This window comes from Enterobacter sp. PTB, assembly GCF_051130085.1.
Lineage (GTDB): Bacteria > Pseudomonadota > Gammaproteobacteria > Enterobacterales > Enterobacteriaceae > Enterobacter > Enterobacter ludwigii.
This window is the reverse complement of the sequence record NZ_JBDKEE010000006.1, coordinates 158,419-170,847: the sequence shown is the minus strand read 5'-3', so window position 1 is coordinate 170,847 and position 12,429 is coordinate 158,419. Positions and strand designations below refer to the sequence as shown.

Genomic DNA, 12,429 nt, shown 5'->3' with positions numbered 1-12,429 from the left:
GTGCTTCTATTTATTTCCTGCCGCCTACAATGACATATCATAATTAAGTGATAACGTAATCGCTGAATTCAGGATTTTTTTAATTTCATTTCCCTGCTTAAATGATTAGGAATATTCCTAACCATATCTTCAGACAAAGAGAACTCCGGATTTGGACATCTTAGGATTGTTTACGCTAAGCCAATGAAACGTAAGGGAGCGAAAAAAGTTCCACGTTAATCTGGATAAAAATGTTTAGCGCTGAAGGCACATTTGCGTAAAGGCTCGCAGTCAGTGCTTTTATTTGTAATTTTTCGTAATAGCGCGGTGAAATCTTGATCAGAGTGGATTATAGTTAGAGTTATCAGGAACACAGCACCCGTGCGGCTAAGTATGTTGTATCCATCCCGACATGATGTTCGGTGAGTAAGAAATCACTCAGAAGGGGATGCGCTATGGACGAGTACTCGCCAAAAAGGCATGATATCGCGCAGTTGAAATTTCTCTGCGAATCCTTGTACCATGACTGCCTTGCCAATCTTGATGAAAGTAACCATGGCTGGGTAAACGACCCAACGTCTGCCATCAATTTACAGTTAAACGAGTTGATCGAGCATATTGCAACCTTCGCACTTAATTATAAAATTAAGTACAATGAAGATAATAAGCTGATTGAGCAAATTGATGAATACCTGGATGACACCTTTATGTTGTTCAGCAGCTACGGCATTAATGCGCAAGATTTGCAGAAATGGCGTAAATCGGGCAACCGACTATTTCGTTGCTTCATCAACGTGAGCAGAGCTAACCCCGTTAGTCTTTCCTGTTAAAATTATTACAATTAGTAAGGTAAATTTATGTCTGAAAAACCACTCACAAAAATCGATTATTTGATGCGTTTGCGACGCTGTCAGTCAATAGACACGCTTGAACGTGTAATTGAAAAGAATAAATACGAGCTTTCTGATAATGAACTGGCGGTATTTTATTCAGCGGCTGACCACCGTCTTGCAGAACTGACTATGAATAAGCTGTATGACAAAATCCCAACGTCCGTGTGGAGATTTGTCCGTTAATCTTTGAAGTGTGTCTGTAGAGGTTCTACGCCACTTTCTCAGCTGTATTCAACTTTCTGGCTATACCCTCCTGCCCCAGTGCAGGTCTCCGTGCAAAACGTGCTCATCCGCAATATTATTGTGATTATAGTCACAGTGGTTTTCCGGGAACGTTCCCCTGTCATCCTGTTCCGATTACCCTACGGTAAAGACGACCAGTGGGTTCCCAATGAGCATAGAAAAGCAGAAGATGATTGCAGGTGAACATTACCGCCCTGGTGATGAAACATTACGGGCCGACCGATTACGCGCCCGACACCTGGTTCACCGTTATAACCACACTGCACCTGATGAGAAACTCGAACGCCAGAACATTCTGGCGGAACTCCTCGGGCAAAGCGAAGGGGCCTATATTGAGCCGAGCTTCCGCTGTGACTATGGATATAACATTTATCTGGGCAAAGAATTTTACGCCAATTTCGATTGCGTGATGCTGGATGTCTGCCCGATACATATTGGCGACAACTGCATGCTCGCGCCAGGGGTGCATATTTACACGGCAACCCATCCGCTGGACGCCGACGCGCGTAATAGCGGCGTGGAGTTTGGCAAGCCGGTGACCATCGGCAATAACGTCTGGATTGGCGGACGGGCGGTTATTAACCCGGGCGTTACGCTGGGTGATAATGTGGTGGTGGCCTCCGGCGCTATCGTAACGAAAGACGTCCCGGCGAATGTCGTCGTTGGCGGCAATCCGGCAACAATCATTAAACGGCTGTAAAGTGACGGGGAGTCAACTGTTATGGTCTTTTAGCGCCTGACTGTTACTTTTTTCAGCCAAATGGCTCCCCTAAAATTGGCAGACATCCTGTATTGTCAATTCTCATAAAGGCAAAAAATGACCGAGATACAGCGCCTGCTTACTGCCACCATCGACGATCTTAATCACCGCGAAAAGCGCGACAATCGCCCGCGCTTTAGCATCAGCTTTATTCGCAAACACCCTGGACTGTTTGTCGCAATGTATGCCGCCTGGCTGGCGACACTGATTGTGATGCTGAAGTCCGAAACTCTGGTGGACTCCGTCTGGCTGCTTGTCATTCTGTTTGTGGTGTTTAACGCCTTTTTCTTTTTTGACGTTAATCCCCGCTACCGCTACGAAGATATCGACGTCCTTGATTTCCGGGTTTGCTATAACGGTGAATGGTATAACACGCGTTACGTGCCGCCGGAGCTGATCGAAAGCATCATGCACTCCCCCGCGGTTGAAACAGTGCAAAAAGAGAAGCTGCAGAAGATGGTATCCACCAAAGGTCAGCTCTCTTTTTATGATGTCTTTACCCTTTCCCGTCCTGCTGCTGTGTGATTAAAGCCTGTATGCGTCGGATACCCGACACAAACTGAGAAGCAGAGGTATTGCCGTAACCTAACACCAGACCGGTTTGCCCCTGCTTCGGCTCCAGGTAATACCCGCTCAGTGCAGCGGGTGCCAGCTGAAACGCCCTCGCCTGCTCGACCACTTTTTGGTCGTCGATGCCGTCTATTGCCAGCGTCAGATGCATCCCCCCTTCACCCGCCAGAATGCGATGCGGGGTATGAAGCTCAGCACTCAGCACCTCACGCAGCTGTCGGTAGCGCTTACGGTAGAGCCGGCGCATGGCGGCAAGGTGGCGGGCATAATGTCCTTCCTCAATAAATAGCGCCAGGGTTCGCTGTTCGGCGCGATGCCCGCCACGCAGCAGCGCGCCAATGGCTGGACGGGCCGCTTTTGCCAGCGCCGGGGGTAACACCATGAACCCCATTCTCAGCGACGGAAAGAGGGTTTTGCTGAAGGTACCGAGATAGACAACCGGCGCATTGTTGACCATTCCCAGCATTGCGGGCACGGGCTCACCGGAATAACGAAACTCGCTGTCGTAATCATCTTCAATAATCCAGGCGTTATGCTGCCGGGCCAGATCCAGCAGCGCCAGGCGTCGCCGCGCACTGAGCACGCTTCCGTACGGAAACTGGTGCGAAGGTGAGGTGAAAATAAGCGCAGGGGACGGCGTATCCAGCCCTTCCCAGAACATGCCTTCGTCATCAACCGGCATCCCCGTCATGACTAAGCCCGCTTTGGCAAAGGCGCTTTTAGCCCCGCCATAGCCAGGATCTTCCACCCACGCGACGCTGCCGGGTTCGCTCAGCAGCATCGTGCAAAGGTTTACCCCTTCAAGCGCGCCTTCGGTCATTACTATCTGACTGGCATCGCAGTCAATGCCGCGCGAAAGGGCAAGGTGGCGGGCAATGGCCGCCCGCAGCGACGGCTCCCCGGCAGGATCGCCATACCCTAACAGCGCGCTGCCCTCTTCGCGCAGAACCCGGTCGTACAAGCGCCGCCACAGCGGCAGGGGAAAGTAGTTGATGGCTGGTGTTCCCGGCGTAAATGCCGGAACCGGAGTATCACGCGGCACCGGCGCAGGCAGCGAGGCGACCCGGCTGCCGAGCGCGACGGCAGAGTCCGGCAATGCCTGAACGAGCGTACGCTGCGCCAGCTGCGCCACCCGCGTCCCCTGGCGGTTACGCAGCAGATACCCTTCGAGCGTCAGCTGTTCCAGCGCCGCATTGACGGTATTCCGTGAAAGCGAGAGCTGCTGAGCCAGCATTCGCGAACCGGGAAGCCGGCTCCCGGCGTGTAGCTTGCCGCACAGTATCGCTTCACGCAGTGCATGATACAGCGCGCGCTGCAGCGTCTCTTCCCCCCGCGCTTTCAACGCGGCATTCAGCAAAGTATAAAATTCATCGCCCGGTATGTTCATCTCGCCTCCCGTGGTACCACCAAAACATAGCTGAGTGGCACTTTTTAAGGAACCAGTAATTCACTAGTCTGGCGTTCTTATCAACGTCACGGACAGTAAAATGAAAACATTCAACGAGTTTGGACAGCCAGTAGGCGAGGCGCTTATCGACTGGCAACCCCGCCAGCACCCTTCACGTGTGGTGCTTCAGGGCCACTATTGTCGCCTTGAGCCGCTGCGGGTGGAGCACGCTGAGGCGTTGTTCAGAGCGTATTCTCTGGCCGAAGATACCCGCAGCTGGACGTGGCTGTTGCGCGAGCCGGATGCCAGCGCAGAGGCGTTTGCAGGGTGGGTAGAGAGCGTGCGTGACTTATCCGATCCGATTCACTTTAGCGTTATCGACAACCAGACCCAGTCTCCGGTCGGCACGCTGGCTTTGATGCGGATCGATCCAACCAACGGCGTCGTGGAGGTGGGACATGTTCATTTCTCCCCGCTGCTCAGCCGCACACCGATGTCGACGGAAGCGCAATATCTGCTGATGCGATACGTGTTCGACACCCTTGGGTATCGTCGATACGAGTGGAAGTGCAACAGCCTGAACGCGCCTTCGCGCAAGGCGGCACTGCGTCTTGGCTTTCAGTTTGAGGGGCGTTTTCGTCAGGCACTGGTCACGAAAGGTCATAACCGGGATACCGACTGGTTTTCAATTCTCGACAAAGAGTGGCCGGCGCTGGCGAGTGCCTTTGAAGGCTGGCTTGCCACCGACAATTTTACTGCCGATGGCAACCAGAAAAGATCCCTGGAAAGCTGGCGCGAAACACGCGTCTAGCGTCTTTTCTTACGTCCCTGAACCGCCTTAAAGCGCGGATTGGATTTGCAAATCACGTATAAGCGTCCCTTGCGTTTGACTATCTGGCAATCCGGGTGACGCTGTTTTGCACTGCGCAATGAGTTAAGTACCTGCATGGTTATCCCCGCTTCGCATTAAGAAAGCCGCCGAAACGCTTACGGAAGCGCGCCGCACTGCCATCCGTCGAGAACGTTTTCTGCTTGCCGGTGTAGAACGGGTGCGATTTTGAAGAGACCTCGATGGTGATATACGGATACGTTTCACCGTCGAGTTCAATTTCGCGGTCGGTCTTAATGGTTGAGCCGACTTTAAAGTATTCATTAGCACTGGTGTCGTGGAACACCACGGTGCGATAGGCTGGGTGGATATCTGGTTTCATCGTAAACTCTTTATGTTTTGTTATAACATAACAAAATAATATCTAACCCCTGCTGAAAAAACAACCCCTCTGCCCCGACGATATTTTCTGTTGTGCCGTAAATCATGACCTGCGCGTGCTATAACTTTATCATTTAGCGGTAAAATCTTTCTCCTCTGGCAGGTTTTTCAGCGCCCAGGAGCGGGCATAAGAGGAAGGAAACAGCACCATGAAAACCCGACATCTGGTCAGTCTGGTGACCGGCGTACTTATCATTGCGGTGCTGGTTCCGATTAGCCTGAGCATCTGGCTGGCACATCGCCAGGCGGAAGATAAGTTTGTCGATGCGTTGGATAGCTATGCCTCACGCGTGCTGATACGTACCGCCAGGGTAGTGGATGATGCAAAGGAAGCGCTCAATAGCCTGCAGACCTTTAAAGGGATCCCCTGTAGCGTTATGCATTTAAGGGAGATGCGGCGGGTCGCTTTTTCATGGCGTTATGTTCAGGAAGTTATTTATATCAACAATCTTGAACCCCTTTGCTCGTCCCTGGAACAAACCAGTCAGTCGGCCCCTTTCCCCCCGCCCATGCGAATCACGGAAGATGGTTATGGCGCATGGCTCACCACGCAAAACGATCTCGGTTTTAGCCGCTACATGGCGGTCCTGGGTCGGGGCCACTATCTGGTGCTGGTGGATCCTGCCTCGCTTGTCGATGTGATCCCTTTCGGTGAGATCGCCACAGATGCCGCCCTGGTGGGCAGCAAATCACATCTCATTTTTGCCAGCAGCAGCAAGCTCGATCCGCATATCCGCAATCTGGTTAAGGATCAGGGCGTCACCCGCATTCAGTACAACGGCTCGATATACATTATGAAGCCTGTTCCTGAACTGGGGTTTACGGTGGTCGCCTGGGCGGCGTTAAAACCGCTGGCTGAAACCTGGCACCAGCAACTTCTTATCTGGCTGCCGTTCGGCATACTGATAAGCCTGCTTGCCGCACTCTTTGTTTTACGATTGCTGCGTCGCATCCAGTCGCCACGCAACCGCCTGCTTGACGCCATCAACAACCGGGAATTTGTGGTGCATTACCAGCCCATTATTGAACTCTCTAGCGGGAAGATTGTGGGCGCAGAGGCGCTAACCCGCTGGCCCCAGCCTGACGGGAGCAGCCTTTCACCGGATATTTTTGTGCCGCTTGCTGAGCAAACGGGGCTCATCTCGCAGCTGACGCATTTGGTCATTGAAAAGGTGTTTGAGGATATGGGCTACTGGCTGCACCTTCACGCCGGTCAGCATATTTCCATTAACCTCGCGCCGGCCGATTTGACCTCGGGAAAACTCCCGCCACTGTTGAGTCACTTAATGAATAAGTGGAAAGTCCATCCGCAACAGATCGCCCTTGAGTTAACCGAGCGCGGCTTTGCCGATCCTAAAATCAGCGCACCGGCCATCGCCGCCTTTCGTCATTCAGGCCACGCAATCTATATTGATGATTTCGGTACGGGCTATTCCAGCCTGAGCTACCTGCAGGATCTGGATGTCGACACGCTAAAAATCGATAAAGCGTTTGTGGATGCACTGGAATATAAAAACGTGACGCCACACATTATTGAAATGGCAAAATCGCTGAAGCTGGCGATGGTTGCGGAAGGCGTGGAGACCGAAGGGCAACTCGCCTGGCTACGTCGTCACGGCGTGCAGTATGGGCAGGGTTGGTACTACAGCAAGGCGTTGCCGAAAGCGGACTTTATTCTTTGGGCGGAAGATAACCTCAAAACACATCCTACTTAAGATAGGATTTGATCACCTGTAACACGACGCCAAGATCGGCTTCGCGCTGAGCTTCTTCAGGCTCTTTCACCACATGATCGGTGAGATGACCTTCGATCACCTGCATCATCATGCCGTTTACCGCGCCGCGGATCGCCGCCAGCTGTTGTAACACGTCGGCGCATTCGTGGTCGCTATTGAGCATTTTTTCCAGGGCAGCGCTTTGCCCCTGAATTTTCTTCAGGCGAGTCAATAACATCTTCTTGTCGCGAACCGTATGTGACATCTCTGTCTCCCTTATCGTATGGCTTTTAAAGCATATCATGCTCTACTCCCCCTGAGTATTTTTCTACTGGGGGGTAGTATTAGACTACTGGGGGGGAGTAGTATCTGAACACGCTTTCCACTCCGGAATTTTCCATGAACGATTTTGCTTCACTCCTGCAGCAGGGCAATGCCTGGCTGTTTGTACCCAGCGCTATCCTCCTCGGCGCGCTGCATGGCCTGGAGCCGGGCCACTCCAAAACGATGATGGCCGCGTTTATTGTGGCTATTCGCGGTACGCTGAAACAGGCGGTGTTGCTTGGTCTGGCGGCAACGCTTTCCCATACGGCGGTGGTCTGGATCATTGCCATGGCAGGATTATGGTTTGGCCGGGGCTGGGATGCGCATACGTCTGAGCCCTGGTTCCAGCTGGTCTCGGGGATACTGATCGTGCTGATCGCCCTGTGGATGGCCTGGCGAACCTGGAAGGAGAGTCAGCCACACGATCACCACCATCATCACGATCACCATGACCATCATCACGATCACCATGACGATCACCATGACCATCATCATGATCATCACGACCACAACCATGACCATGACCATGACCATCATCATGATCATCACGACCATGGACATCCACTGGTTGAAGAAGAGTGGCAGGACGCCCACCAGCGCGCGCATGCGCAGGATATTAACCGCCGCTTCAACGGCCAGAACGTTACCACCGGACAAATTGCACTGTTTGGCCTGACCGGAGGGCTTATCCCCTGCCCGGCCTCAATCACGGTCCTGCTCATCTGCCTGCAGCTGAAGCATTTTGCCCTCGGCGCAACGCTGGTATTCAGCTTCAGTATTGGTCTGGCGTTAACGCTGGTCGCTTCCGGTGCAATTGCCGCCCTGAGCCTTAAGCATGCGACAAAACGCTGGCCGGGTTTCAGCGAGTTTTCACGAAAAGCACCGTGGATCTCCGCTGCCCTGATTACTGTGGTCGGGATTTACATGAGCCTGCACGGCCTGAGCGGTATCCTGGCGTAAGCGAGGCGGCCACTGCTGTGGCCGCCTCTTTGCTCAGTCAGGGTTCTGCTGCCAGCTGAAGGTATAGCGAAGCTGGCGTTTCTGCAGAATAAATTCCGGCGAGACGCTGGGGCTCCACGAGTCATCACCGCCCACGCCCATATGGAACACGTCCAGGTTAAGCCAACACCCCGGCTCCTCGCGCAACAGATGATGGTGAGTTGTCTCATGCAACTGCTGCTGGCTGTAGCGGCTGACGGAGAAATGGAACAGGCCATTCAGCCGATGCGCGCCCAGCAGCAGTTCACGGGTATCACAGCGCAGACCATTTTCTGTCGGGAAGATGTAAGGCGTGTGCATGGCTTCCAGCGGTAATGTCCAGCGCCCCTGCTGAGCCGCCAGCGTTCTGTCCGGGTAATTTTCATGTGGCCCAAGCCCCAGCCACTGAACCGTTTCCGGCGTTGCGGCAAGGTGAACACTCAGGCCTACGCGTGCCGGTTCCGGGATATCAGACGCAATATCGACCTGAATATCGCCATGCAAAACGCCCCGATCGTCCACCCGCCAGACTTTACGGCTCAGGAAGAGCGCTTTACCGCGATACTCCCAGACATGCAGGGTTTTCACCACCGCCTCGGCTGCATGCTGCTCTCCTTCACAGTGCAGTAATCGCGGGGTGAGCTCGTACATGCCTGCCGCTTTCCAGCGCTCCACCCACGCATTCGGATCGATTCGCGTGGCCTCGCTCACGCCAATATCATTGTCCAGCGGTGCGCGGCTAACGTTATCCGTCAGCGGTGAGAGCAGCGTTTCAACGCCATTGCGCCACCATTGCGTCAGGTGTCCTGATGCGCGGTTGAACTGCCAGCGTTGCTGCTGATGCACCAGCTCAAGCACGTCGCCAGTTTGCGTTAACACCGGCGGTACACCTCCTGGTGCTGGCGGGGCGATATACAGGGGAGTTGGAACCGGCCACTGCTCCCACGCGCAGCGATGGTTTGCCGGTGACCACGGCGTCGCCCGCGGCTGGTGCACTTCAACGTTCAGCCAGACGTCACCCGGTTCAGGCGCCAGCGCTGGCAGGTTGATGTCCAGACGCTGTGTGCCCTGGGGAGCAATGGAGAGCGTCACGTCCCCTCTGGCCAGCACGTTGCCGTCGCGGACAAGGGTCCAGCGCAGCACCTCGTTATCGGTATGACGGAACAGGTAATCGCTGTGGACTTCAATCACCAGCGGAGACGTACTTATCCGCGTAAAGGTGAAAAACTGCTGAGCGCGCTGGGCTTCATACAGCGCCGGATGCGGTGTGCGATCGGGAAAAACCAGCCCGTTAAGGCAGAACTGGCGGTCATTGGGCGTGTCGCCAAAGTCTCCCCCGTAGGCCCAGAACGGTGTGCCATTGTCATCTTTTCTGGTCAGCGCCTGGTCAACCCAGTCCCAGACAAATCCCCCCTGCAGGCGAGGATGGCGGCGAAACGCCTGCCAGTATTTGGCAAAACCACCGAAGCTGTTCCCCATCGCGTGGGCGTATTCACAGAGAATAAGCGGACGCGTTTCATCCGGCATGCCGATCCATTTTTTAACAGACCATTTCGGTACCGCCGGGAAGGGCTGATCCTGATCGACCCGGGCATACATCGGGCACACGATATCGGTCGCTGCCGTATTCGCCCCACCGCCTTCGTACTGCACCGGACGCGTCGGATCGGTGGTTTTCAGCCAGCGATACAGTGCGTCATGGTTCGCGCCATGGCCGGACTCATTCCCCAGCGACCAGATGATAATCGAAGGATGATTGCGGTCGCGCTGCACCATGCGGGTGACGCGTTCGCTCATGGCAGGGAGCCAGCGCGGATCGTCAGCAAGGCGACTCATCGGCACCATGCCGTGGGTTTCAATATTGGCTTCGTCGACGACATACAAACCATAGCGGTCGCAAAGCGTGTACCACAGCGGATGGTTCGGATAGTGCGAGCAGCGCACGGCGTTGAAGTTATGCTGCTTCATGAGTTCGATATCGCGGCGCATCGTCGCTTCATCCATCACCTGGCCGTTTTCCGGGTGATGCTCATGCCGGTTAACGCCGCGGATCAGCAGGGGTTTACCGTTGAGCTTCAGCAGGCCATTGCTGATCTCTATGCGGCGGAACCCCACATCGCAGGCCTCCGTTTCCAGCACCTCACCCTGCGCGTTCAGAAGGGTCATCGTCAGGCGATAAAGTTCCGGCGTTTCCGCACTCCACAAGGCGGGCGCCTCAACGGGGAGCGCCACCGTTAGCCGCTCGGCCCAGCCGCCGCGCTCATCGACAACGGCAGTGCCCGGCCGCCCGGTGGCACTGGCGCATTTTTCGCCGTTGCGCCACAGGGTAAACGCCACCTCACACTCCGCAAACTGTGCGCCTGCGAGCGCGAGATCCACCTTCAGCACCGCGCGATCCCGCTCCGCATTCAGGTCAGTCACAACCTGATAATCGGCAATGTGCGTCTCTGGCTTATGCAGTAGCAACACATCGCGGAAAATCCCGCTCATGCGCCACATGTCCTGATCTTCCAGATAGCTCCCGTCGCACCAGCGCAACACCATGACCGCAATGCGGTTCTCGCCAGGACGCAGCACCGCTGAGAGATCGAATTCGGCGGGCAGTCGGCTGTCCTGTGAATAACCGATCCACCGGCCGTTACACCACAGATGAAACGCCGAATTCACGCCATCGAAGATAATGCGGGTTTGACCGTTCTGCAGCCAGGCATCATCCATCTCAAATGTGAGCGAGTAACAACCTGTTGGGTTTTCTTGCGGCACAAACGGTGGGTTTACGGGGATCGGATAGGTTACGTTGGTGTAGATGGGCGTGTCGAACCCCTGCATCTGCCAGTTAGAGGGCACGGGCATCAGCACCGCATCGGCGCAATCTTCACTGACCCATACCGAAGGAACCTGCTCTGGTGCAGGAAAGAAGCTAAAACGCCACTCCCCGTTAAGGAGGCGTCGGCTGACGGTTCCCCCGTCTTCTCTGGCGGAGTGTTCGTCACGCCAGCTGTGCAAGGGAGCATGTGCTGCCAGGCGATTCCACTGGGTGACTCCGGGATTTTCCCAGTCCCGACGAGCCAGAAGTGCGCTGAGGGTCAGCGATGGAGTGTTGGACATATTAACCTCTTTGCGAAGCGCTCACAATTTTAGCTAACATGCCCTGGCTACCGGGTGCGGTAAAGCATCGGATCGCGGGGTAGCGAGTCAGATCACAAAAGTCTTACCGGCGGGCAAGTTGCTCAGCCGCTAACGCCAGGCTCCTGAGCTGCTGTGCCAGATCCTCGCGTTCGATCTGCTGCGGATCGTGGCGAGCGGTAGAATGGCGGGTCACCAGCGTCACCGGAAGCTGAACCTGCCAGTATGCATCACCCTCAACTGGTGCCAGCAGCCACTCCACGCTTCGCTCGCCGGCCTCGCGAAAAGCCTGGCGAATAGTGGTCAGTGGGGGAGAAAACCAGGCGCTGTCTGCCGTATCGTCGAACCCGACAACCGACATCTGGCCCGGGATCGCGGTCCCTTTTTCCGCACAGGCGCGCATCACCCCCAGCGCCATTTGGTCGTTCGCGACCACTATCGCATCCGGGAGTTGCGCGGCAGATAACAGCAAATGTCCTTTCTCATAGCCGCTTGCCGCACTCCAGTCGCCGTGCGCCACCGCGACAGCCTCAAGCCCGGCCTGTGCCAGCGTGGCATTCCAGCCTGCGAGACGTGCCCGGGCAGAGACAGAGCTCTCCGGTCCACTCAGCAGCGCTATACGCTCATGCCCCAGCGAAAGCAGATGCTCAATCCCGAGACGAGCACCCTGCTCTGCATTAAACACAAGACTGTTTACCTGAGCCGAGGGCGAGACATCCAGAAACAGCACCGGAATGGGCGATGCGAGGGCTTTCAGCGCTTCAGCATGAGGATCCTCCAGCGGCACATTCACCAGCAGAGCTTCCACACGCTGCGCCAGCAACGCCTGAAGGGCAGACTGGCACTGCTGTGGATGTTCCACCATTGAGATAAGCACGCTCGCCCCCTGCTCAACCGCCCGGGATTTTACCGCCGAAACAATTTGCGAAGGGGCGTGCAGCGCCAGATCGGTAGTAATAAGACCAAGCGTACGGGTACGTTTACCCGCCAGTTGTTGTGCCCTGAGATTGGGGACGTAGTGCAGTTCCGCCATCGCCTGCTGCACCTTTTCCCGCGTGCGGGCAGAGACATGCTCCGCGTCGTTAATCACACGGGAAACGGTCTGATAAGAAACCCCCGCAAGGAGGGCAACATCATAAAGAGTGATTGCTTTCATGCATTCTGGCATCGCGTCATTCGAAGGC

13 protein-coding genes are annotated in these 12,429 nt (G+C 55.2%); 7 read left to right on the top strand and 6 right to left on the bottom strand.

Going from position 1 to position 12,429, the window contains the following annotated elements; all coding sequences use genetic code 11:
- The first annotated feature begins 434 nt into the window (after positions 1-434).
- The 4 genes from tomB to AAIR21_RS10085 all read left to right on the top strand — a co-directional run bounded on the left by tomB (position 435) and on the right by AAIR21_RS10085 (position 2,400).
- The gene (gene tomB, locus AAIR21_RS10100; RefSeq protein WP_020885187.1) at positions 435-809 is read left to right on the top strand and encodes an Hha toxicity modulator TomB; all 375 of its coding nucleotides are present in this window, start codon (positions 435-437) and stop codon (positions 807-809) included.
- A 27-nt stretch (positions 810-836) separates the two neighbouring features.
- On the top strand, positions 837-1,055 hold the full coding sequence (locus AAIR21_RS10095) for an HHA domain-containing protein (RefSeq protein WP_014168902.1): 219 nt from the start codon (positions 837-839) through the stop codon (positions 1,053-1,055).
- A gap of 208 nt (positions 1,056-1,263) precedes the next feature.
- Positions 1,264-1,815: a maltose O-acetyltransferase gene (maa, locus tag AAIR21_RS10090; RefSeq protein WP_020885188.1), complete on the top strand. Its 552-nt coding sequence runs from the start codon at positions 1,264-1,266 to the stop codon at positions 1,813-1,815.
- A gap of 117 nt (positions 1,816-1,932) precedes the next feature.
- Positions 1,933-2,400: a YlaC family protein gene (locus AAIR21_RS10085; protein ID WP_020885189.1), complete on the top strand. Its 468-nt coding sequence runs from the start codon at positions 1,933-1,935 to the stop codon at positions 2,398-2,400.
- On the opposite strand, the gene AAIR21_RS10080 is transcribed toward AAIR21_RS10085, so the two are convergent.
- Complete coding sequence (locus AAIR21_RS10080; protein WP_183516593.1) at positions 2,372-3,832, bottom strand: PLP-dependent aminotransferase family protein; 1,461 nt, start codon at positions 3,830-3,832, stop codon at positions 2,372-2,374. The genes AAIR21_RS10085 and AAIR21_RS10080 overlap by 29 nt on opposite strands.
- Before the next feature lie 100 nt (positions 3,833-3,932).
- Here AAIR21_RS10080 and AAIR21_RS10075 point away from each other — a divergent pair, with 100 nt between their 5' ends.
- Positions 3,933-4,643, top strand: coding sequence for a GNAT family N-acetyltransferase (locus AAIR21_RS10075; protein ID WP_063156332.1), 711 nt, complete (start codon positions 3,933-3,935; stop codon positions 4,641-4,643).
- Here AAIR21_RS10075 and ykgO read toward each other — a convergent pair.
- Both ykgO and AAIR21_RS10065 read right to left on the bottom strand, forming a co-directional pair.
- Entirely contained in the window at positions 4,640-4,780 is a 141-nt protein-coding gene (gene ykgO, locus AAIR21_RS10070) for a type B 50S ribosomal protein L36 (RefSeq protein ID WP_003859006.1), read from the bottom strand. The genes AAIR21_RS10075 and ykgO overlap by 4 nt on opposite strands.
- A 2-nt stretch (positions 4,781-4,782) precedes the next feature.
- The gene (locus AAIR21_RS10065) at positions 4,783-5,043 is read right to left on the bottom strand and encodes a type B 50S ribosomal protein L31 (protein ID WP_010428154.1); all 261 of its coding nucleotides are present in this window, start codon (positions 5,041-5,043) and stop codon (positions 4,783-4,785) included.
- A 208-nt stretch (positions 5,044-5,251) separates the two neighbouring features.
- Between AAIR21_RS10065 and AAIR21_RS10060 the strand changes: the two genes are divergently transcribed.
- Positions 5,252-6,817, top strand: coding sequence for an EAL domain-containing protein (locus AAIR21_RS10060; protein WP_063156334.1), 1,566 nt, complete (start codon positions 5,252-5,254; stop codon positions 6,815-6,817).
- Here the strand turns inward: AAIR21_RS10060 and AAIR21_RS10055 are convergent.
- Positions 6,810-7,082 carry a metal/formaldehyde-sensitive transcriptional repressor gene (locus tag AAIR21_RS10055; protein ID WP_020885193.1) on the bottom strand — a complete coding sequence of 91 codons (273 nt, stop codon included), beginning with the start codon at positions 7,080-7,082 and terminating at the stop codon, positions 6,810-6,812. The two genes, AAIR21_RS10060 and AAIR21_RS10055, sit on opposite strands and share 8 nt — an antisense overlap.
- 134 nt (positions 7,083-7,216) lie before the next feature.
- Here AAIR21_RS10055 and AAIR21_RS10050 point away from each other — a divergent pair, with 134 nt between their 5' ends.
- Positions 7,217-8,101: a nickel/cobalt efflux protein RcnA gene (locus AAIR21_RS10050; RefSeq protein ID WP_183516594.1), complete on the top strand. Its 885-nt coding sequence runs from the start codon at positions 7,217-7,219 to the stop codon at positions 8,099-8,101.
- A 33-nt stretch (positions 8,102-8,134) separates the two neighbouring features.
- On the opposite strand, the gene AAIR21_RS10045 is transcribed toward AAIR21_RS10050, so the two are convergent.
- Together AAIR21_RS10045 and AAIR21_RS10040 are read right to left on the bottom strand one after the other, a co-directional pair.
- Complete coding sequence (locus AAIR21_RS10045) at positions 8,135-11,227, bottom strand: beta-galactosidase (RefSeq protein ID WP_434680863.1); 3,093 nt, start codon at positions 11,225-11,227, stop codon at positions 8,135-8,137.
- Between the two features lie 103 nt (positions 11,228-11,330).
- Entirely contained in the window at positions 11,331-12,401 is a 1,071-nt protein-coding gene (locus AAIR21_RS10040; protein WP_183516596.1) for a LacI family DNA-binding transcriptional regulator, read from the bottom strand.
- Between the last annotated feature and the right edge of the window lie 28 nt (positions 12,402-12,429).